This window comes from Gilliamella sp. CG22 (genome assembly GCF_046635725.1).
GTDB classification, from domain to species: Bacteria; Pseudomonadota; Gammaproteobacteria; order Enterobacterales; family Orbaceae; genus Gilliamella; species Gilliamella apicola_I.
Genome location: NZ_JBIDFK010000001.1, coordinates 257,864 through 279,962, shown reverse-complemented (window position 1 = coordinate 279,962; position 22,099 = coordinate 257,864). Strand labels below are relative to the sequence as shown.

Below are 22,099 nucleotides of genomic sequence, written 5' to 3'. Positions count from 1 at the left end.
TACAAAATTTGTATTATTCATTATTTCATTTTTTGATGCTGCCTTTTTACATCATGCTAAGTGCCCGTGCAGGATCAAGCTGCATTAATTCATGTTGTAACAGATCTATTTTTTCTGATAATTCAACTTTTATACCATCTTTTAATTGATTTTTTTGCTTTAATAGCTTTAATAAAAATCGTTTAACATCAAAGATTAGCTCTGGTTCCCAGTCAAGCAATGTCATTGATTGTTGTTGGTTATTTAAGCCAATCAATAATTTTAATGCAATTTCTTGTTTACCCAGTTGTTCAGCTACTCTTGCTTGCGTATATTGCAGTAAATATCGCTGTTTAGGTGAGCGTAATGTTGGCAAATTTTGTAACCATTGAAATGCTTTTTCCAACGTTTCAGACTGCGCTAATTCGTATGCTTGTTTTTCTATTTCGTTCCAATCGTTTTCACCAGAAATCGATATTGGCGCAATACTGTCACCTTCATCTAAATGATGAATTCTTGCATTGGTTGCAATCCAACTAAGTGTTTCATCATCGGCAAAAGGTGTGCCATTATCGAATGAAAGCCGTTCTATGCCATTCAATCTTTCTAACATCAAACCTATATCAGTTAGAAATATATCCGCCCAAGCTTGATGTGGTGCCCCCATTTTTTGTAGTGACATAATCGTTGCTCGCTGAAGGTCTAACCAAAAATGATTAGCACCTTCCATGAATGCAGCTTCTACACGCTCAAATAGTTCAGACCACTGCTGTTGAATTATCAATCGACTAATATTTTGTTTTAGTTCTGCTCTTGGCGCTGGTAAGCGAGTACGTCCTCGATGATCTGCTGGCGGTAAATCGACAATGGTATCCCAACGTAATATTCGTAAAAAGCGACCAGCAGCAAGATATCCTTCTGGCTTTTCGCGTAAAAAAGCCGCCATTTTACGAGCTTGATCCAGTAAATCTCGTTGAGAACCAATTTTGACATCTGTCATTTTTGGAAAAGATTCGGCCGTTGTTTCAGACGAAGCTAAGGATGATGACGATGTCGATTCTTCTGGTTGTGAACTTCTAACTTGTTGTTTTAAGTTATTACTAAAAAAATGTACGAGAGCTGATAAATCAGGTGCTTCAATAGCTTGATCAGGGTTTTCACTGACAAAAAGTGTTTTGATTGTACTATCTAATTCATTTAATGCAACAATGATACGTGACAGGCATTCGTCAGAAATTGGTTGTAATTGGGTAAGTTGATCAATAAATTTTGCATTAGCCAACCATTCAATCGCATTTTTGCGGACATTATGCCGTGATGGATAAATATTTGTTCCGAATTTTTCAAGTAAGCCGGCTAATAATTCAACACCGTCCGCATATCCTTCTGCGCCGTCAAGATGTAATCGGGCTAGGCAATAATAAGTTGCCACTCGAATATCCTTACTGCTCTGTTTTAATATGTTTTCACTTTCAGTGACAATCAATTCATAATCAATACCTGATAGTTTGGCGATTTCTTCTTTTATTTCTTGAAAAGTATCGTGGTAAGTTAAATCTTCACCTGTAGGTTTTTCTGGACTAATTGGTTCTAGCCAATCCGCCCATTGTTGGGTTAAATTTTTTTTGACTGATTCAGTTGAATCTTGTGTTCCAAATAAACGATTTAACAATTGGCTAAACATAATAATTTTCCATCATTTTAATTAATTTTCAAATACTCTGGTTGGTAAGGTGAAATTACGCAATTTTAACAACGTTAGTGGCCCTTGCCCCAATTGTGTCCTTAATACATATCGTAATTTACCTTCGTCAGATACTTTCCAAACTAGTTCATAACGACTTGAATCAAGCGCTTTTACAGATGCTTTTTCAAGTAGTCTTATAAGTGCCCAATCACCATTGTAGTAATCAAATAGTTTTAACCCTGCCTCATCAGAACTCCAACTGAGTTGAGAAAAAGGTGAATAGCCATCCCCTGGCCAATTGAAGCGTTGCCATGTTGGGGCTTGATTGAAGTATTCTAGTTTTTGTTTATTGATGATTAATTCAGTACGAACAATTTTGTTACCACTACGTGGCATTAAATCGAACGATAAGGTTACATCACCTGATGTGATCAATTCGGATGATAAATCATTAAATAACTCTAATGCATCAAGAAATTTTGGTGAGAAGTTAAGACCTTGAGCATTCACGGTATTGACTATCCAACGTCCGCCTTTCTTTTCTAATACACCGTTTAGTTCATTTATAATAAAGTTATCAATAATTCCAGTATCACTTCGTAAAAAACGAGCAAGTTCAGCTAATGATGCTTCATTTTCACTATTTTTGAATGGATAACGACCCGCAAATGACTTTTCCCATTGATTGACAATGTAATTTTGCCAAATTTCATTAAAACTTTCTGTTGCAGGTGTTAATACAACCTGCCAAGACTGCTCAAGCGGTTGTTTAAATAAGCTATGACCAAAACCTGACCATTCATTACCTAAATTAGCTGCAATTAGATTTCCATAATCTCGAGTTTCGGTTAAGTCAACTGAAGTCCCTTTAAATACGCTTTTTGCAAGTCCTTGCATCATTGCTTTAGGATCAGCGCTATTGGTCACATTTTGTAATTTTAAGCGAACTTGTGTTACTCGAGATAAGTAAGTCTGTAATGAAAGACTATTACTGTTTTCATTTTTTATTAGATTTACAATTGGTGAAAAAGTAGCTGTTAAAGGCCCCGATGCTTCATTATTGGCTATAGGAATAATAGATTGGTTTCTTTTGCCCATAATTTGTTGAGCAGTACGAATTAAATTATCCGATATGCCATCACCTGAATAATCAACTTCAGATTGATATTTAACTACATTGATAAGTGCAATTAGTGGTGATTGGCGATTATCAGCGAGTAACGTTAACTGTTCAATGACATCAGAAACATTGTTAGCTGGCTGCCATTGGATGTTATTTAGAAAATAAGCCCATGATGCTCCATATTCGCTAAAGTAGCGATCTTTCAACTGCTGTTTTAATACATTAGGTGATATTGACGCAATTAAATTGCTTTGGCTCCCTTCCCCTAATACCCAGTCAATTTGTTCTTTGCGTGATTTAGCCGCATCATTTATCTCATCTTTAATGGTTTCTTCCCATGCTTTTCGGGTAAATATACCAGGCACTTCTACATCATTGATAAAAAGTATATTACTGTCAATACCATCAAGCAGTTGATTTAAATTTAGGTTATTGTATTGCTGACTTGCACGTTGAATTATGTCTTGATAAAGCGTATTAACAGCATTTTGAACACCAATTTTATTAATTAATATTTTTTGTACGCCATTTACTAAACGTTTATCTTCTTGTAATGCCCAGTTAGGATTATTTTTTAAGACTTGTCCCCAAAAACGGACAAGATCGGGCATTAATCGTTGCCAATCTCCATCACTAATACCTTCCGGTGCTCGCCATTTATCTGAGGCAAACTGGCTTAAATATATACCATCACTTTTATCGGGATGACTTAGCATTAAATAAGCTTTTAAAAAGTCATATGCAGAATCTACTAATTTCAAACGTTCAGGACTATCCGGTGGAAGTTCTGTTAATAGCGTTAAGTAGTCAGTCATTAACGTATGAAATGGTGTTGCAATATTGCGTGAGTTGGTAACTTTATAAGTAAGCCATAATTTACTGAGTAGCTGATCATTATGGTTTAATCCAAATCGATACGATAATGGTGCGCCATGTTGTTTACGATGTAATAATTGCTCAATGCGTTGTTGCAATTCAAATTGTGTCTGTAATTTTGTCTTATAATTTTTATTTACCGAATCATCAGCCTGTTTTGCCAGTTCAATACTTCCGTTAATAAGAAATGCATTTTGAAGATAAGATGTGATTAATCCTACTCCTGTAACGAGTATTGCACCTAATATCGCGCAGTTAATAATTAGTCCCCATTGAATGCCCATTCGTCGACCTGACTGTAACTTTGCATCTTCACTGATCGATTCCCATGTTGGCGTCATAGTCAAATAGTTATTTAAGTACGGGATTTCATCATTGGATAAGACTTGATGTGGTGTAAAAAATAATCCACGTATTCGTGGCGAATAGGGAAGTGCTGTCAATGAACTTAAATAACGTTGAATATTAGTAATATTACCTTTTACTAAATCTTGACTTAATTTAAGTAAAAACGAATATGTCGTTTTTTCTTTAATTTGCTGTATACCACGTTTGCTACATTCTGAAGCTAGTTGATTAAGTGATAACACCACAGAATCCATTGATTCTTTATTTAATGTAGGAAATATCAGACCAACGCTTTGCTCGATTCGTCCTGCTTGTGACCATTCGGTTTCTTCCGTTGAGATAAGATAAAGCGGCGAAGACCACTTTAAAATTTTATCTCGAGATTTAAATTGTAATACTGCCTTTTCAATAATTGATTGTTGTTGACGGTTATTGACAAGATAATTTTTAGGCACCACCCAAATTACCGCATTTAATGGTTTTCGTGAAAATGGTAAAAATCGAGAAAGGTGTTTTTTTAAAGCTTGTAACCATGGGATATTAAGTTCATCTTCAATATCTCCACCATAAATCATTAATGTCTTATCATTCAATTGCCATTGTTCTTGAGGTAAGCGAGGAAAAACGCTTTCTATGTCATTTGATTTTCCAAGAACCAGACATTTACGAATTTTGTAGCGCCAAAATATACCTGTAATGTAACGACATTTTTTTTGTATATCGATAAATTCAGAAAATGGAATTACTTTTTTCGTTTTTTTATCTGTTTCAGCAGGATTAAGTGATTCTCTTTTCGCTTTATCTTTTGCTGCTAGTCGTCGACTATTCGTTATTATGGAAGGCGTTAAAAGTAAGCCTAATAAAAATAGCATACAATATATCCAAATTTCTATTTTATGTCCTAATGTTTTGTAACCTAGGTCATCACCCCAAATAGATAGTCCTATAGCTATTGATATGGCCCCTAATAAAATAATGAAAATTAATCCAATTCGTTTCCATTTATTTCTCATTTAACACACCTTTCCTTTTTTATACATTTTTTATCACAGAAAATTGCCATTGGTGTTGGCTTTCTGAAACAATTAAATTATTGTTCTGAGTTATACTCATCATTTCACATGTAAGTGCTAATGCTAACCAATAAGTAAGTTCTGTTGACTTACCGACAAAACTTTCAAGTGAATATATATGTTCTGGTGAAATCTCATGTAGCGTTAATTCTTTAGCCACATCAGCTTTTTGTTTATTACTTATATTGGTTACCCAAAGTTGATTTATTGTTTTAAGTGCACTTTGCATTTCGACCATTTGATTCAGACCTTCTTCTAAATCATTAGCAATCATTGGTCTTAAGATTTCTATCTTTGCAAAATCCAATTTTAAATCTTCGTAATAGTCTTTATTAAGCAGTAAAAAACTGGCCAAAAAAGCAGACCCTTCTGATTTTTGATTATTAATTATAATTAGCTCTAAACCTGAATCTGGTGTATCAATATTTTCTACTATTTTTTTTATATTAGTGTTACGAAAAAGAATTTGCTGTTGTAAAGTAAATTTATTTTCTATGTTAGATGCTCGAATAGCTTGATTTATTTCGTTATCAATAGGTTGATAAGACTTGTCTGATGAATAAACTGTAATATGCAATGTTTCAGATTTAGGCAATAGAGCCAGTATTTTATTAAATTTGATGAATAGATCTTCAAGCTTGTGCTTCAATTCAAATGTTTCTTCAAATTCAAGCGATTTGTTGATCTGAGAATCTATATTGATCTCATCATCGAATATTTTTCTTGCATTGACATTACTAACTAAATAATAATAACTTTCAAGAACAACTAATGATTTCATTGCCCAATTTTGCCAATTATTATCAATAGTTTGTTGTTCATTTTGCCATATTTCATATTCTTCTTGTGCTAAACCATAAAGATATATTCGTACGCCAAATGCCGAACCTCCAATTATAGTTGGTATTAAAATTACGCCAGCCCAGTAAGTGAATTGAGTCGCAAAGCTTTTATCTGGCCATAAGGCTGCAAGTATTAACGCGGTAATTATAATTAATACAACAAAAAAAATTCCCCATTTTGCACGACTAAAACTTATAGGTTGTTTTACTATATTTGTAACATTTGGTTTAGGCCAAGACATAATATTATTCCATCTCCGATGTACTAATTGTCGAAATTACTTTACAGCCACAGGCACAAGCACATTGATCTACGACGACTTGCTTTCCATCCGAATAACTTCTTTCAACACCTTCAATAATAGGATTGACTCCGTGCCCTTTTTTTGGGCAACTTACCAAATCACCGACTAAAGCAACGGGTTTGCCTTCAACAATCATGGTGGATGAAGCAGTAATTACATTACCTCCATGAGTAGTCGGATCACCTAATCTCACTACATTTTTAGCCATCTTTGATTCCTTTATTATTCATTTATTGGTGTTTCATTTTTTATGCAACCATCGGATATTGTATAAAATTTGCAAATTAATTTTTTTCGATCACTTTATGTTCATTATCAGTATCGAGTTAATACCCTTAAGTTATAATTTATATGCAAATAACATTATTTTTGGGTTATTAACTAACACTATTATTACAATTTTATTTTTATAACTGTTTGCTATGAATCACTATTTATTTTTAATTATTACTTTAGCCAAAGTATTTTCTTTTATCTTAGTCAGCTTTTAATCACCATAATTAATTTATTATTTGTTGGTATATAATTCTTATTTTGAAGTTTATTATTGGTGATATAAGTAATTGTTTAATATCATGTAAAATTAAAATATTCATAAATTTCAATTCATTAAAACAGAAATTAGTAAAAAGCATTCATACTTCAACCTAACATCAAAATCATGTGTGACATCATTCAGTATCGCTACAATTTTACTAAGATAATGTTAACCGAAAAGATTGATGAACACTTTCACTGTTTTATCATTTTGTAAAACGCTAACGATTTTATTCGTTAACGTTTTACTTACTTATTAGGCTTTTTTGGTAGCCTTCTCTTTCTTATCTTTAGTATTTTCTGCTTGTTTAGCTTTAGTTGTTTTAACCGTCTTAGCTTTAGCAGGCTTAGCTTCTGCCTGTTTGGTTTCAACTGATTTTGTTTTAGCAGATTTTGCTTTAGTTTGCTCACTTTCCCATTCAAGTACGATTCCTTCTGATTCGTCAAAATCAAGGATTAACGTTGGTACTTGATTGTTAGTTGTACTGCTTCGTTGTAGTAATAAATTTGATACCACAGGTAAAATTTGTTGATTTAAGATACTGTCAATGTTTCGTGCTCCTGTATCTGGTAGTAAACACGCTGATACCAAAGTGTCGTAAAGTTTTTCGCCCACATTAAATACAATTTTGTAATGTTTTTGTAGTCGGCTGGCAACTTTATTGAGTTTCATTTCAACAATTTTGCGTAATGCGTCTTTACCAAGTGGTGTATAGATTACTGTTTGGAAACGTGCTAATAATGCCGGTTGGAAATGTTCACGAATGATCGGACGTAGAAGTTCTTGTTGTGTCGCAATATCGGCATCTGGCATTTCTTCGAAAAGCGCCATAAGCTCATCACTACCTAAATTAGATGTCATTAATATTAAGGTATTACGGAAATCGATTTCACGACCTTCACCGTCACGCATAAAGCCACGATCAAAGACTTGATAGAATAAGTTAAGTACATCACGATGTGCTTTTTCAACTTCGTCCAGTAACACAACACTGTATGGTCGTTTTCGAACGGCTTCGGTTAATACCCCACCTTGACCATAACCTACGTATCCCGGAGGTGATCCTTTAAGTTGTGATACGGTGTGCGCTTCTTGGTATTCTGACATGTTAATGGTTACCAGTGATTGTTCACCACCAAATAGGGTATCTGCTAATGCTAAAGCTGTTTCGGTTTTACCAACACCTGACGGACCAACTAATAAAAATACGCCCATTGGTGCATCTTCAGATGTCAGTCCAGTTTTTGCTGCACGAATACGTTTAGCTAATTCAAACAGGGCATTATCTTGTCCCACAACACGTTGACGTAAATCATCTTCAAGCGCAAGTAAGTGGCTTTGCTCATCTTTTAGTAAACTTTCTAATGGAACACCTGTCCAGTCTGATATAACGGATGAGACTGTGCGACTGTCAACATCAAGTGAAAGTAATGGGTTATGACCTTGTAGCTCATTTAATTCTTGCTGAGCATCGCTGAGTTTTTTAAGTAGCTTGCTATCTGATTTATTCGTCAGTTTTTGACGTAATTCTATCAATGTTTCAATTTGTTTTTTCTCTTTTTCAAATTGAGTTTGTTGAATAGTTAATTTGTCTTGTAGTTTGGCTAACTGGATGTCTATTTCTTTTAAGCGATCGCTCGTTAAATTTTCACCTAATGCCAGATCTGCGTTAATTGCATCTTGTTCAATTTTTAGTGAAGCAATTTTAGCTTCAAGCTGTGTAATTGATTCTGGTATCGTATCTAGCCCCATACGTACACGTGCTGACGCTGTATCAAGCAGGTCAACCGCTTTATCGGGCAGTTGACGTCCACTGATATAACGTCTTGATAGTGAAACGGCTGTTTTGACAGCTTCGTCTAGGATATGTACACCATGGTGTTTAGCATAACGTGATTTTAAGCCACGCAACATTAAACATGCTCGATCGTCATCAGGTTCGTCTACTTTGACCATTTGGAAACGACGCTCTAAAGCGGCATCTTTTTCAAAATATTGTTTGTATTCAGACCATGTTGTCGCTGCAATAGTGCGTAGTTCTCCACGTGCTAATGCAGGTTTTAGTAAGTTTGCCGCATCTGCGCCACCGGCTGAATTACCTGCGCCGATAATAGTATGAGCTTCGTCAATAAATAGCAATATTGGGGTTGGAGACTGTTGAACAGCATCAATCACATTTTTTAATCTTTGTTCAAATTCACCTTTTACGCCAGCTCCAGCTTGTAATAATCCAAGATCTAACGTTAGGATGCTAACATCCGCAAGATTTTTTGGTACGTTTCCTTCAGCAATTCGAAGTGCTAAACCTTCAACTAGCGCAGTTTTACCTACCCCTGGTTCACCGACAAGAATTGGGTTATTTTTACGACGACGGGATAGAATATCGACCATTTGTCTGATTTCACTGTCACGACCAAAAACGGGATCAATTTTACCTGATTTGGCTTTTTCAGTGACATTTTCGGTAAAACGTTCAAGCGCCGCTTGATGATGCTTTTGTTGAGCGATTTGTTTATCATTATTATTTGTAGCATCATTCGCATCGTTTTTTTGTGTTTTGTTTGCAGCGATTGTTGAGTTCGCTGTTGAATCAATACCAAAACTGTCTGTAGCGCTGATCGCTGTATCGGATTGATAGCTGTATTGGTTAGCTGGATTTTCGTCCGAAGTTTCATCCAATTGTAATCGCATTTTTTGCAATGAAACCGGCGATAAACTAAGTAGTTGCCATGCATCTTGAGCTTTTAAGCAATGTGGCATTTCTTGCAATGCTTGCAATATATGAACTGAGCGAATAACTTCTTCATGATTTTCTAGCGACGCTTTTAACCATGCTGATTGCATTACAGCTATCAACGATGGCGATAAACTTGGTTTTGTGTTAATAGTATGCGGTAGTGCGTCTAGATAATTGAGTAATCCAGTCCAAATTTTATCCATATCGAGTTGATAATGTCTTGAAATTATCGTTATGTCACCTGAACCCTGTTCTAGTAATTTTAATAACCAATGTTCAAGTGTAATTTCGGTATGTGCTCGTGTTTGGCATAATCCAGCCGCAGCTTCAAGCGATTTCGCACAGTACGGATTTAGTCGTCTTAATAAAACAGAGGGATCAGCTATCATTACTATTTCTTTCCTTAATCATTAATAAAATAAATACAGCCCCTATAAATAGGGACTGTGTAAGTTAAAATTAACCTCGGCTTTCTACCCAGCTGTCTGAGTGGATGATGTTGCCATCTTTATAAGTCCAAGTAATTTTTTCATAACGAAGTTCAATACGTTCTAAGTGGTTGTATTGTTCTTTCGTTGGATCTTTGATGTTGTGCATTTCAGGTTTAACAGATACGACTTTTACACCGTCCATTAATGTATTGAAATATTCAACTTCTTGTCCTGCATCGTTGATTTTGTACCATTTGATCTCAACTGATTTTAAGTTTTGACCAGTAGTTACAGCTTTGTATAGGTAAGGTGAAGATGCATCAACTTCTTTAACAAATTCAAGTGCTTTATGTACACGAGTTCCTGTTAATTTACCTGTATTACCATCGGTTGGGATGTATACTCGGTGATCGAATTCAACCACTTCTACACTTCCTTCACGACCAACAACGGTTACAGAACCTTTGATTTCGGCACCGCCGTCATCTTTTAAAAACATATAAGCTGGTACAGCCATTGTTTATCTCCTTTTATTGTTTTTGTTTCACACTCTTAGTTTTCATTCGTCAAAATACATGTTGACGCCTGAGGAACTAAATTTATTTCTACCCTTCGGTTTTTTGCACGATTTTCTGGAGTATCGTTATCCACTAAAGGTTTTTTTGCACCATACCCTTGGATGGCGAAACAGGTTTCTGGTATGTCACTCGCTTTTAATATCCAATCACGTACTGACATGGCTCGATTAAATGATAGTTGTTGATTTTTGGTTTCATCGCCAACTGAGTCGGTATGACCCGTTATGATCATTAACCAACCTGTACCAGGATTTGCATTAATCTGTTTTTGTATTTCCATTAATGCATTAATTAGTACTTTTTCTGAACCCGATTTTAGACTTGCTTGTCCACTTTCAAATAACGCCAAGCTATCTAGACGAATTGGCGGAGGTGGTTCTTTAACAATAACCTGGGTTTTTTCAACGATCACTTTTTCAGGCTCTGGTGGTTTTGCTACGTAGTCACTCATGGCTACATTGAGCGGTTCAACAAGCTGTAATCCACGATATAATCCCATTCCTAAACGAATAGGTTCACCTTTAGCATAGTATTCATTTAGCATTGTTTTATCATTTCGTAGTACTTCAAGTGCCTCTTTTTTCTCATCATAATTGCCCATTGGAACTAAATGGTAATGATGAATATCATTCTGAATTCTATCGATTAATTTGATGTTATTCCAAAATGACGCCCCCATACTTCCCATTAAAAATAATGATGTGATCATGATTAAACCACAGATCATGGAACTAATAGGCGAAAATGGGTATGCAATTGGCATAAATTTAACTAATGCATCTGGCGGGGTGACACCGTCTTGTATTTTATGCGTATTTGGTAATGATAAACTTGTCGCATTTTCCCATATTTTTTGCATGAGATTATCGTGAACAATCGATTGATTGGTAGGATAGATTGCTACACCAGTCGGTACACATTTAGCAATAGGTTGCTTGTCATTAACTAAAGTGGTTAATACTACGTCTTCAATCCAACTTTCTGTTTCACTTAAAAATGGTCGAAGTCTTAATCGTCGTTCACGTTCATCTGTTGGAATTTTGATGTCATTAACCCAATTTGTAATTGGCGACAAATAACGATCTAACAAGTATAATTTTTGATTTAATAATTGAAACCAATATACAGGTAATGGGTTATTTTCATCATAGATTAAGTCGTTCAGTCCAACATGTGTTGAAAGATAGACAGGCATTTGGTATTTAGCTATTCGACAAGTATCCACCCATGATTGACGAAATGCTTGTAGTTTAGCTACGAATAAGCCCTGTTTGTCTTCTGTTTCTGGTGTTAAGGCAAGGAAAATACCTACACGACCAAGCATATCAGGCCATTTCGCCACTAATGAATCGTAAACTATCGGTAGATGTGAAAATTCATCAACGTAGATCCAAACTGCTTCAGACGAAACTAATACATTAGATTCGGCAAGCGATAAATCATCAGGAAAAAAATCTTTAGCCGCGCTACCCGTAACCATGAGTATTGGTAAACGATAACGCTGTCTTGCCGGTAATAAATCAAGTTTTTGAGTTAAAAATTGGATATTTGCTGTTGATGATGCTAGCACTCGTCGATAACGTCGCATTTGCCAAAGAAAACCTCCGGCAATAGCAAAGACGAGAATCGATCCAAGTATTTTCCAGCCAATTGTTATTGGTAGGAAAACAAACAATAATAATAAACTCAATACGACTGCATATATAATTTGAATGCGCTTAGGGTAATCGCTCATAATAAACCTTTTTAACCAACAAGTTGCTTAACCAAGTTGTCTAGTTGATTATCCAATAAAAAGTAAAGCCCAATAACGACAATAACCGATACGACAGTACAAGCTAGTAGAATGGTTTTTCTAAACTGATAACGATATGTTTTGGTCTGTTCAATGATTGGATATGATTGTTCTGGCTCATATTCTCGTAGAGCTTCACGTAGCGCGAGTATCAGGTGCTCTCGTTCCATTTGAGGTCTATCAAGATAACAGCCTTGGAAACCAAGTCCTAATACTCGGTCAAAACAAGCTAAAACAATTCCTTCTTTTTTATCAGCTTTTAAGCGAGAACGAATTTTATCGAATAGATCATCACCCGCGCTGTGCGTGTTAAAATAGATAACTTGTAATGGCGAACCTAACCATTCATCATAGTCTTGATTTTTCGGATTATCTCGATGACAAAGTAATACAGTTTCATCTAATAAAGCACATAAAGCATAACTGATATCATCAATTACATCTTGGCTATACTGCGCTTGATGTAATTTTTCTCGTACGGTTATAACTTGTTGTTTACAAATTTCGTACAATTTATGTCCTGATGGAATATCAGCTTTAGCTTTTAACTGCACTACAACTAAGATGGAATCTCGTAATAATTCATCAATAACAATTGGTTTTGATTCTATACTCATAATTTGATCCTATGACCGCAATACGGCAAACAATTCCAAAGAAATATCAGGCATTGCACGTGGTACATAAAATTCACAACAGCGTGTAAGCAACATATTTTTTGCCGCTTCATGTGAAAGATCTAGTGCAAAATATTGATTATCCAAACGTACCGGTATAGCTGCCGGAACATGGCTCAATGCTTTAATTGGAATACCAGATAACGCAGAATGAATGATTTGTCTAACATCATCAGGTGCACCTGCTTTACATAAGATTGGGAACCGCGATTGTAATTGATGACCAGGCATACTTGAACGAACAGAAAGATAGAAATCAGCATCTTCAACAAGACGTGAGTCATTTAATCGTCCTGTCCATAGTGTGTCTTTGTCATGAACCAATTCAATTTTAATTACTCGAGAAGGTAAGCTTTCTTCCAGTAAGTTGCGTACTAATCCAAATAATGGAGGGAAAACTTCATTAAGATTATTATGTTGATAAGCTGGAATACCATCTACATTATTTAAAAGCGAGAAAGTTAATAATGCACCGGTTAGTGCTATTAATGTTTGATAAAGCTTTTCAGGATGAATCGTTGGATTATCACGCAAAAATTTGAGTTGAGGCTCATAAGTATTTAATGCATTTAACAACCAAAATAATGACACATCAGCGGTGGCAAATTCTGCCATTTGTTGATTTCGCTCATGACGCATTCCTGTTAAATGTTGCCGTTTGGCTTGCATTTGAACACATAATAATTCAAGTTCTTTAACTAATGTTCCACTTTGTGTATGCAGGTTTAACATTGGTGGAAGATATTCTTGATCCAGTACAAATCGCCCGTTAAGATCTCGTTTTAATCGTGCTATAGGACAGGTTAGATAATCACTTTGATTTTCAAAATCAAATAAGAATGTTAACGCATAATGCTCTACAGATATAGTTTCGACATTTTGCCCCAATAAATCGGTAACTTCTACCCAATCTTGTCTATAACGCAGTGGGCGTTCAAGACGTTGATTTTCTTGTAAACAGTTACCCCCGTTGGCTTGTAGTAACGGTATACCAATAAAAACGGTTACTTCTTCAAGCTCGACCGGTATATCGGTATTTAATATTCTTGCTTCCGGTAGTTTATCTGCTATATCCGTATTGATGACAACACCATCAGAAAATCGGATACTTATTGATTCTGCTTGTAATCGATCGAAGGTTAGTGCCTGCAAATCAATAGATAGGTTTTCAATTCCCCATGGGTTAGCCACCGCTAGAGTGGCTAATTTTTGTGAAGTGAATTGATCCCACAACGCTTGTTGTTGAAATTGTTGAGGCGTCAGAAAGACGCCTTCATTCCATAAAGGACGAAATATTTTCATGTGTCCTAACACTCCTTAATAGATATTAATGAAATCAAGTAAAAGCTAATACTTATGATTTAGCTTTTGGCATCTGTGATACCATTGATAAATTAATATCCATTCCTTCGATTTGGAAATGAGGAATTAAGAATGTTTTAACACGGAAGAATCCTGGATTATCTTCAATATCTTCAACAATGACTTTTGCTTCTCTTAATGGGTGAGCCGCTTGAACTTCATCACTTGGATCAGTCATTTCAGTGACAAGGTTGCTTATCCATTTATTTAATTCAAGTTCTAACATACGGCGGTCTTTAGTTGCACCGATATTTTCACGTTGAATAACTTTTAAGTAATGAGCAATTCGTGACAATAAGAAGATATAAGGTAAACGAGCATTAATACGGCTGTTTGCTGTTGCTTCTTTTGTATCATAAAGTGCTGGTTTTTGCGTTGAGTTCGCAGAGAAGAAACATGCATAATCTCTATTTTTATAGAAAGATAATGGGATGAATCCTAAATTAGCAAATTCAAATTCGCGTGTTTCAGGGATAAGCACTTCGGTAGGAATTTTTACTTGATTACCAGTACCTAAATCATAAAGGTGAATTGGTAAATCTTCAACTAGTCCACCTGCTTGCGGTCCACGAATTTGTACACACCAACCATTACGAATAAAGCTTTGAGTCATGTTTGCTGCAAACGCATAGGATGCATTAGTCCATAAATAACGGTTGTGATCAAGTCCTTTTACATCTTCAACATAATTGAAGCTGCGTACCGGTATTGTATCTGGTCCATATGGCAGACGAGCAAGTACTCTTGGTAAAGTCAAGCCGATGTAGCGTGAATCATCAGTTTCACGGAAGCTGTTCCATTTAGTGTATTCTGCACGGTCGAAATAGTTGCCAATATCTTTAATTGCGGCAACTTCTTCCATGGTTTCTTTACCAAAGAATTTTGGACCAACAGAGCTTACAAATGGCATATGTGCAGCAGCTGCAACTTTAGAAATATTACGTAACAATGAGATGTCTTGTGAACTACGATCAAACTCATAATTTGAAATTGTTACACCAATTGGTTCGCCACCCGGTGTGTCATATTCTTGAATATAGGTATGACGATAGAAACCTGTTTGGATAATTTCTGGCGCATCTTCGAAATCTTGGCGAAGATCTTCTTTTGAAACATCTAAAAGTTCAATTTTGACATTACGACGGAAATCAGTACGGTCAACTAAGAATTTTAAACCACGCCATGTTCCTTCGATTTCTTGGAACGTTTCGTGATGCATAATAGCATCAAGTTGACGACTTAATTTTTGGTCTATTTGACTGATGTGATAATCTAATAGGTGTTTATCTAATTTTTCAATCTTTTGCGATGAACTTTGAATCAATTTTAATAAAATATTGATTGCCATTGTGACACGTTCATCTTGTGAAGCTTCAAATAATACTTCGTTATCTTCAAATTTATCAATTTCACCCGCTTTTTTGATTGGACTTAGATTGATTTTATCGAATAAAGATTGGTAAACACTACCATTCTCTTCTACTACGGTTGCTTTACTAGCATTGCTTTGTTTTTGTACGTTCATTACTTTTATCTCTTAATTTTTATCAAACTTTATATTTTGCTGTGCAAATTGAGTTTTGATTGATTAAAATTTTATTTTTTACTTTCAGATACAATTGATTCTAATTCAGCACGGAGCTCATCAGAGAGTTGTTGATCTTTCACTATTTTTTCAAGTTCATAGCGGAAAGTAGCGTTATCTAATAGATTTGATTTCAAATCTCTTAATAGATTGCGCATTGCAAGTAAAGAACGTAGTTGTGGGATTTTTTTAGCGACTTGTTCTGGTGAAAAATCTTTCATAGATTCAAACACCAAATCAACACTGATGTCACTACCATCATCTGCAAGTGTATTAGGTACACTTATTTTAGCTTCTGGTCTAAAATCGTTTAACACTGCATCGAAATTATTTTTATTAATCGATACTTTTTCTTTTTCAGAAAGTGAACGTTTGTCTTTTCCACGACCATAATCGCCAATTGACAATATTTTAAGTGGTAGTTCAACTTTCTTTGAGGCTCCGCCAGTGTGTAAATCTAAACTGATATTTACGCGGGCAGCTGGGACTTCATTTTGATAACTGTTTGACATAATTTCTCCTAAATTTCCATTCCCTTTAAAGGCTAAAATAAATAATTACCCTTAAGTTGTGAATAAATTACACGATTTACGAATTAATTACAATCTTAACGCTTAAATTAATTAATTTTTTCATAAAGAAATTTTTTTAAAATTTGCTTATTTTTCTAGCAAAATAAAGGGTTTTTATGATGTCACAGATATGAACTGATGGATTGTTTTTTAATCATTTTTAAATAAATTTTATTAAATTTAATGCTAATTCAACTTTTAAAATGTTTTTTAAATTTTTTTAACTATAGTTAACTCAATAAATCAATTATTAAAATAGCTATTATTCTAATAGATAAGGCTATCTCCTTTTTCAATAAATATTTATTTAAAATACGTTATCTAATAATTTAAAAATTGACTAAATTAAACAAATTTATTTGACTTTAGCGACTTAAATGATAATAATTCTCATTAACATTTAAAGTGTATTTATTTTTATCACTTTATTAGATAGTTAAAGGAAGCTATTATGAAAAGGATTTCTTTTTAGCTTTCACGTTTTCCTTGATTTCTCGGTATCTTGAAGATGATTGAGTATATTATTAAATAGGAGTTGCTAATGAAATTCAATTCTATCAAAAGTCGTAAAACTTTATTAAATTTAATTTTTACATCATTAATTATTCTTACTGGCGTGGCTAACTCTGCAATCGCTGAAGAAAAAAAATTTAAAGTTGTTACGACATTTACCGTGATTCAAGATATCGCACAAAATATTGCGGGCGATGCAGCGATAGTTGAGTCAATCACTAAAGTTGGTGCCGAGATTCATGAATATGATCCAACCCCTCAAGATATTACCAAAGCACTTTCTGCCGATTTAGTATTATGGAATGGACTTAATTTAGAACTTTGGTTTAAACGTTTTTTTGAAGATATTAAAGATGTTCCTTCGGTTACGGTAACAGAAGGAATTGACCCTATGCCGATTCAGGAAGGAAGTTATAAAGGTAATCCTAATCCACATGCTTGGATGTCTCCGACACTTGCTTTAACTTATATTGAAAATATTCGTGCTGCTTTTGTTAAATATGATCCGAAACATGCCGATATTTACAATAAGAATGCTGCCGATTATGTTGCTAAGATTAAAGCTCTTGATGCGCCTTTAAGGGAACGCCTAGCCAAAATTCCAGAATCTCAGCGTTGGTTAGTCACCAGTGAAGGGGCTTTTAGTTATTTGGCAAGAGATTATAATCTTAAAGAAGCGTATTTGTGGCCGATTAATGCTGAGCAGCAAGGCACACCTAAACAAGTTAAAAATCTGATTGATACGGTTCGTAAAAATAATATTCCGGTTGTTTTTAGTGAAAGTACGATTTCGGATAAACCGGCTAAGCAGGTAAGTAAAGAGACAGGTGCTAAGTATGGAGGTGTGTTATATGTTGATTCACTTTCAACTAAAGATGGCCCAGTACCAACCTATATCGATTTATTAAAAGTGACTGTTGAAACAATAGCTAAGGGGTTTGAAAACTGATGACTCAAATTTGCCTAAACGTTGATGATATTACTGTGACTTATAATAATGGTCACACTGCTATTCATGATGCAAGTTTTAGCTTACATGGTGGCACTATATGTGCACTGGTTGGCGTTAATGGTAGTGGTAAATCTACACTGTTTAAAAGCATTATGGGAATGATACGACCAACTAAGGGACAAGTGACTTTTAATAATACGCCTGTAAAACAAGCATTAAAACAAAATATTATTGCTTATGTACCCCAAACGGAAGAGGTTGATTGGGATTTTCCTGTGTTAGTGTCTGACGTAGTAATGATGGGACGTTATGGACATATGTCTTTTTTACGTATTCCAAGTAAAGAGGATAAAAGACAAGTTGATATTGCCCTAAAGCGTGTAGATATGCTCGAATTTAAACATCGACAAATTGGCGAGCTTTCTGGCGGTCAAAAAAAACGTGTATTTTTAGCCAGAGCGTTAGCTCAACAAGGTAAAGTACTTTTATTAGATGAGCCTTTTACTGGGGTTGATGTTAAAACAGAAAATGCCATTATTGAACTTTTGAAGGATCTTCGTGATGAGGGGCATTTAATTTTAGTTTCTACCCATAATTTAGGTAGTGTGCCTGAATTTTGTGATCAAGTTGTTTTGATTAATCAAACTGTTCTTGCTTTTGGATCAACCCAATCCACTTTTACCCCTCAAAATTTAATGACTACTTTTGGCGGTGCTTTGCGTTATTTAAGTCTTTCGGGTGAAAAGTTACATGAAGATGAAGATCCTCGCAAGGTATCTATTTTAACCGATGATGAACGTGCAGCAATATTTTATGGTGAAGGTAAAGATGATTCCCCTCATCAAGATTTACTTGTTGAACATCATGATCATGAACCAAAAGGACAGCAATAAATGGAACTCCTTCTTGAACCATTTAGTTATGACTTTATGCTAAAAGCCATCTGGGTAAGTAGCATTGTCGGCGCAGCTTGTGCTTTTTTATCTGCCTTTTTAATGTTAAAGGGCTGGTCATTAATGGGCGATGCTTTATCTCATTCAGTGGTCCCTGGTGTTGCCGGAGCTTATGCACTGGGTTTACCTTATTCGGTAGGCGCTTTTTTTACGGGATTATTGGCAGCACTTTCTATTACCATGGTAAGAGCAATGACCCGATTAAAAGAAGATGCCATTATTGGTTTTATTTTTTCTACTTTTTTTGCGATTGGTTTATTAATTCTTTCATTAAATCCGACTTCTATTAATGCCCAGACAATTATTTTTGGTAATATTTTAGGTATTGATGATAGTGATATGTGGCAAGTGCAGATTATCATACTGGTTTCAGTTGTACTTTTATTATTATTCTGGAAGGATTTATTAGTTGTGTTTTTTGATGAAATTCATGCCAGATCAATCGGTTTAAGACCTTTACCTTTAAAAATCCTTTTTTTTACTATTTTAAGTGCTTGCACAGTTGCAGCTTTACAAACGGTTGGGGCAATTTTAGTTATTGCAATGGTTGTCACGCCCGGTGCAACCGCTTATTTGCTGACTAATCGATTTTCACATTTATTGATTATTTCGGTAATAATTGGTGCACTAACCAGTGCTATTGGAGCGTGGTTTAGTTACTTTTTAAATGGTGAAACAGGTGGCGTTATTGTCACATTGCAAACGTTAGTTTTTATTTTTGCTTTTTTATTTGCGCCTAAACAAGGATTAATTTCTAATCGCCGAAAAATTAGACAACTTCGCTTAAGTAAAGGGGATTAAGTATGGCTGATATAGGGTATTTTATTTTTCATCCTTTTACAATTCCTCTTATGCAAAGAGCCATTTTAGCCGCGCTTGCAACCGGTATAGTTTGTGCCCTACTATCGTGCTTTTTGGTTTTGAAAGGGTGGTCATTGATGGGCGATGCTATATCACATGCAGTATTACCCGGTATTGTACTTGCCTTCTTAGCCGGAATTCCCATTATTATCGGGGCTTTTGTGTCAGGTTTATTTTGCTCAGTCGCTACCGGTTATATAAAAGAAAACAGCCGAATTAAAGAAGATACCGTCATGGGAATTGTGTTTTCCGGTATGTTTGCATTCGGTTTAGTGTTATTTTCTAAAGTTGATACGTCACAACATTTGAACCATATCTTATTTGGTAGTGTACTTGGTACAAGTTATGCAGAATTAATACAGATTATTTTTATTGCTGCTGTTGTGTCTATTATTGTTATCATTAAGCGTCGTGATCTCATGCTTTATTGTTTTGATCCTGTTCAAGCAAGAGTGGTTGGATTACCCGTTCGATTATTACATTATGGATTACTGAGTATTCTAGCTTTAACTATTGTAGGATCGCTAAAAGCAGCTGGGGTTATATTGGTCATTGCTATGTTGATTGCGCCGGGTATTACTGCTTTTTTAATCAGTAAACGATTTGAAAGAATGTTAGTTATTGCGGTGTTAATTTCTGTCTTTTCAACCGTTATGGGAACATTGATCAGTTATCATTTAGATGCATCTACCAGTGCTTGCATTGTGATTCTACAAGCTACTATTTTTGTTTTTACACAAAGTTATGCCTATATTAAAAGCCGTCAAAATTAACCATTAATAAAATTGCGTAAATGTGACATGTTAGTCGTTATAACATTTACGCAATTTTCGCTTTGGAATTTTTTAACTATTCATCATCCATATATTTGCTGGAATCAGCATAATTATCAAAGCGTGAAAATTGACCTTGGAATTTTAATCTTACTTTACCTATTGGACCATTACGCTGTTTACCTAAAATAATTTCGGCAATTCCTTTGTGTTCAGATGCTTCGTTATACACTTCATCACGATAAATAAACATGATTACATCGGCATCTTGTTCAATCGATCCGGATTCACGTAAATCCGAATTCACTGGTCTTTTATCTGCCCGTTGTTCAAGACTACGATTTAACTGTGATAGTGCAACAACCGGAATTTGTAATTCTTTTGCTAATGCTTTTAATGATCGTGATATTTCAGCAATTTCCAACGTTCGATTTTCAGACATATTCGGTACACGCATCAGCTGTAGATAATCGACCATGATCATACTTAACCCTTTATGTTCCCGATAAATACGTCTGGCACGTGAACGTAATTCCATTGGCGTTAATCCGGAAGAGTCATCGATATAAATATTTTTCTTTTCAAGCAAAATACCCATGGTACTTGAAATACGAGCCCAATCATCATCTTGTAATTGACCAGTACGAATACGTGTTTGGTCTACTCGAGAAAGTGAAGCGAGCATACGCATCATAATTTGTTCTGAAGGCATTTCTAAACTAAATATTAATACCGGTTTTTCTTGCATCATTGCTGCATTTTCACACAAATTCATGGCGAAAGTTGTTTTTCCCATAGAAGGACGTGCGGCAATAATGATTAAATCTGAACGTTGCAAGCCAGCTGTCTTTTTGTCTAAATCAAGAAAACCTGTAGAAACACCAGTCACACCATCATGTGGGCGTTGGAAAAGTTCTTCGATTTTAGCAACCGTCGCTTCCAGCACTTCAGTTATGCTTTTTGGCCCCTCTCCTTGCTTGGTACGGCTTTCAGCAATTTGAAAGATTTTACTTTCAGCTAAATCCAATATTTCACTACTGTCTCGCCCTTCTGTCGCATAACAGTTATCTGCAATCTCATTTGATGCGCTGATAAGTTCACGCAATATAGCTTGTTGCCGAATAATATCACTATATGCCACAACATTGATGGCGCTCGGAGTGTTTTTGGATAATTCAGCTAAATAAGCAAATCCCCCCACGTCAGCAAGCAAATCCTTACTTTCTAAACTTTCTGAAAGCGTAATTAAATCTATTGGTGTTCCTTTACCCACTAAAATATGCATTTCAGCGAAGATAAGTTGATGATGACGTGAATAAAAATCCCGTTCGGTTATCATTTCAGCAACGACATCCCAACGCTGATTATCCAGCATTAAACTACCGAGAACAGCTTGCTCTGCCTCTATGGAATGGGGAGGCAATTTTAAGCTATGTAGTTTTGCGTTTTTCGCATTTTGATTATTACCGTCTTTATTGGTAATGATTTCATCAGTATTCATTAGATTCATCTTTTTTAATTTAATTCATATTTGAGCTT

16 protein-coding genes are annotated in these 22,099 nt (G+C 35.2%); 4 read left to right on the top strand and 12 right to left on the bottom strand.

The window, feature by feature from the left end:
• Nucleotides 1–46: 46 nt before the first annotated feature.
• From tssA to tssB, 11 genes are all read right to left on the bottom strand, one after another.
• Nucleotides 47–1,663: a type VI secretion system protein TssA gene (gene tssA, locus ACGH46_RS01265; protein ID WP_267350485.1), complete on the bottom strand. Its 1,617-nt coding sequence runs from the start codon at nt 1,661–1,663 to the stop codon at nt 47–49.
• Between the two features lie 21 nt (nt 1,664–1,684).
• Nucleotides 1,685–5,026 carry an ImcF-related family protein gene (locus ACGH46_RS01260; RefSeq protein ID WP_267360661.1) on the bottom strand — a complete coding sequence of 1,114 codons (3,342 nt, stop codon included), beginning with the start codon at nt 5,024–5,026 and terminating at the stop codon, nt 1,685–1,687.
• Nucleotides 5,027–5,045: 19 nt separating this feature from the next.
• Nucleotides 5,046–6,170: a hypothetical protein gene (locus tag ACGH46_RS01255; RefSeq protein WP_267350488.1), complete on the bottom strand. Its 1,125-nt coding sequence runs from the start codon at nt 6,168–6,170 to the stop codon at nt 5,046–5,048.
• Between the two features lie 4 nt (nt 6,171–6,174).
• Complete coding sequence (locus ACGH46_RS01250; protein ID WP_267350490.1) at nt 6,175–6,441, bottom strand: PAAR domain-containing protein; 267 nt, start codon at nt 6,439–6,441, stop codon at nt 6,175–6,177.
• A 585-nt stretch (nt 6,442–7,026) separates the two neighbouring features.
• Nucleotides 7,027–9,897, bottom strand: coding sequence for a type VI secretion system ATPase TssH (gene tssH, locus ACGH46_RS01245; protein ID WP_267350491.1), 2,871 nt, complete (start codon nt 9,895–9,897; stop codon nt 7,027–7,029).
• A 70-nt stretch (nt 9,898–9,967) separates the two neighbouring features.
• Nucleotides 9,968–10,456, bottom strand: a complete 489-nt coding sequence (locus ACGH46_RS01240; RefSeq protein WP_065559516.1) for an Hcp family type VI secretion system effector — start codon at nt 10,454–10,456, stop codon at nt 9,968–9,970.
• 35 nt (nt 10,457–10,491) lie between these two features.
• A complete protein-coding gene (locus ACGH46_RS01235) occupies nt 10,492–12,252 on the bottom strand; it encodes an OmpA family protein (protein WP_267360659.1) in 1,761 nt (586 codons plus the stop codon).
• 11 nt (nt 12,253–12,263) lie between these two features.
• On the bottom strand, nt 12,264–12,929 hold the full coding sequence (tssL, locus tag ACGH46_RS01230) for a type VI secretion system protein TssL, short form (RefSeq protein WP_267350495.1): 666 nt from the start codon (nt 12,927–12,929) through the stop codon (nt 12,264–12,266).
• A 9-nt stretch (nt 12,930–12,938) separates the two neighbouring features.
• Nucleotides 12,939–14,291: a type VI secretion system baseplate subunit TssK gene (gene tssK, locus ACGH46_RS01225; protein WP_267360657.1), complete on the bottom strand. Its 1,353-nt coding sequence runs from the start codon at nt 14,289–14,291 to the stop codon at nt 12,939–12,941.
• 52 nt (nt 14,292–14,343) lie between these two features.
• Nucleotides 14,344–15,876 carry a type VI secretion system contractile sheath large subunit gene (gene tssC / locus ACGH46_RS01220; RefSeq protein ID WP_267350500.1) on the bottom strand — a complete coding sequence of 511 codons (1,533 nt, stop codon included), beginning with the start codon at nt 15,874–15,876 and terminating at the stop codon, nt 14,344–14,346.
• A 71-nt stretch (nt 15,877–15,947) separates the two neighbouring features.
• The gene (gene tssB, locus ACGH46_RS01215; RefSeq protein ID WP_065559521.1) at nt 15,948–16,448 is read right to left on the bottom strand and encodes a type VI secretion system contractile sheath small subunit; all 501 of its coding nucleotides are present in this window, start codon (nt 16,446–16,448) and stop codon (nt 15,948–15,950) included.
• A 601-nt stretch (nt 16,449–17,049) separates the two neighbouring features.
• Here tssB and ACGH46_RS01210 point away from each other — a divergent pair.
• Genes ACGH46_RS01210 through ACGH46_RS01195 form a run of 4 tightly spaced genes read left to right on the top strand, consistent with a single transcriptional unit; the run spans nt 17,050 to nt 20,560 of the window.
• Nucleotides 17,050–17,970, top strand: a complete 921-nt coding sequence (locus tag ACGH46_RS01210; RefSeq protein WP_267360655.1) for a metal ABC transporter substrate-binding protein — start codon at nt 17,050–17,052, stop codon at nt 17,968–17,970.
• Nucleotides 17,970–18,866 (top strand): manganese/iron ABC transporter ATP-binding protein, encoded by an 897-nt coding sequence (locus ACGH46_RS01205; RefSeq protein ID WP_267350505.1) that lies wholly within the window; start codon nt 17,970–17,972, stop codon nt 18,864–18,866. The genes ACGH46_RS01210 and ACGH46_RS01205 overlap by 1 nt, the downstream gene beginning before the upstream one ends.
• Nucleotides 18,867–19,727 carry a metal ABC transporter permease gene (locus ACGH46_RS01200; protein ID WP_267350507.1) on the top strand — a complete coding sequence of 287 codons (861 nt, stop codon included), beginning with the start codon at nt 18,867–18,869 and terminating at the stop codon, nt 19,725–19,727. It begins immediately after the preceding gene.
• 2 nt (nt 19,728–19,729) lie between these two features.
• Entirely contained in the window at nt 19,730–20,560 is an 831-nt protein-coding gene (locus tag ACGH46_RS01195; RefSeq protein ID WP_411603583.1) for a metal ABC transporter permease, read from the top strand.
• 76 nt (nt 20,561–20,636) lie between these two features.
• Here ACGH46_RS01195 and dnaB read toward each other — a convergent pair whose 3' ends face one another.
• Nucleotides 20,637–22,046 carry a replicative DNA helicase gene (gene dnaB / locus ACGH46_RS01190; protein ID WP_411597208.1) on the bottom strand — a complete coding sequence of 470 codons (1,410 nt, stop codon included), beginning with the start codon at nt 22,044–22,046 and terminating at the stop codon, nt 20,637–20,639.
• Nucleotides 22,047–22,099 lie beyond the last annotated feature (53 nt).

Coding starts and splice junctions, on each gene's coding strand:
- tssA (WP_267350485.1), bottom strand. CDS start 1,663: ATGTTTAGCCAATTGTTAAATCGTTTATTTGGAACACAAGATTCAACT.
- ACGH46_RS01260 (WP_267360661.1), bottom strand. CDS start 5,026: ATGAGAAATAAATGGAAACGAATTGGATTAATTTTCATTATTTTATTA.
- ACGH46_RS01255 (WP_267350488.1), bottom strand. CDS start 6,170: ATGTCTTGGCCTAAACCAAATGTTACAAATATAGTAAAACAACCTATA.
- ACGH46_RS01250 (WP_267350490.1), bottom strand. CDS start 6,441: ATGGCTAAAAATGTAGTGAGATTAGGTGATCCGACTACTCATGGAGGT.
- tssH (WP_267350491.1), bottom strand. CDS start 9,897: ATGATAGCTGATCCCTCTGTTTTATTAAGACGACTAAATCCGTACTGT.
- ACGH46_RS01240 (WP_065559516.1), bottom strand. CDS start 10,456: ATGGCTGTACCAGCTTATATGTTTTTAAAAGATGACGGCGGTGCCGAA.
- ACGH46_RS01235 (WP_267360659.1), bottom strand. CDS start 12,252: ATGAGCGATTACCCTAAGCGCATTCAAATTATATATGCAGTCGTATTG.
- tssL (WP_267350495.1), bottom strand. CDS start 12,929: ATGAGTATAGAATCAAAACCAATTGTTATTGATGAATTATTACGAGAT.
- tssK (WP_267360657.1), bottom strand. CDS start 14,291: ATGAAAATATTTCGTCCTTTATGGAATGAAGGCGTCTTTCTGACGCCT.
- tssC (WP_267350500.1), bottom strand. CDS start 15,876: ATGAACGTACAAAAACAAAGCAATGCTAGTAAAGCAACCGTAGTAGAA.
- tssB (WP_065559521.1), bottom strand. CDS start 16,448: ATGTCAAACAGTTATCAAAATGAAGTCCCAGCTGCCCGCGTAAATATC.
- ACGH46_RS01210 (WP_267360655.1), top strand. CDS start 17,050: ATGAAATTCAATTCTATCAAAAGTCGTAAAACTTTATTAAATTTAATT.
- ACGH46_RS01205 (WP_267350505.1), top strand. CDS start 17,970: ATGACTCAAATTTGCCTAAACGTTGATGATATTACTGTGACTTATAAT.
- ACGH46_RS01200 (WP_267350507.1), top strand. CDS start 18,867: ATGGAACTCCTTCTTGAACCATTTAGTTATGACTTTATGCTAAAAGCC.
- ACGH46_RS01195 (WP_411603583.1), top strand. CDS start 19,730: ATGGCTGATATAGGGTATTTTATTTTTCATCCTTTTACAATTCCTCTT.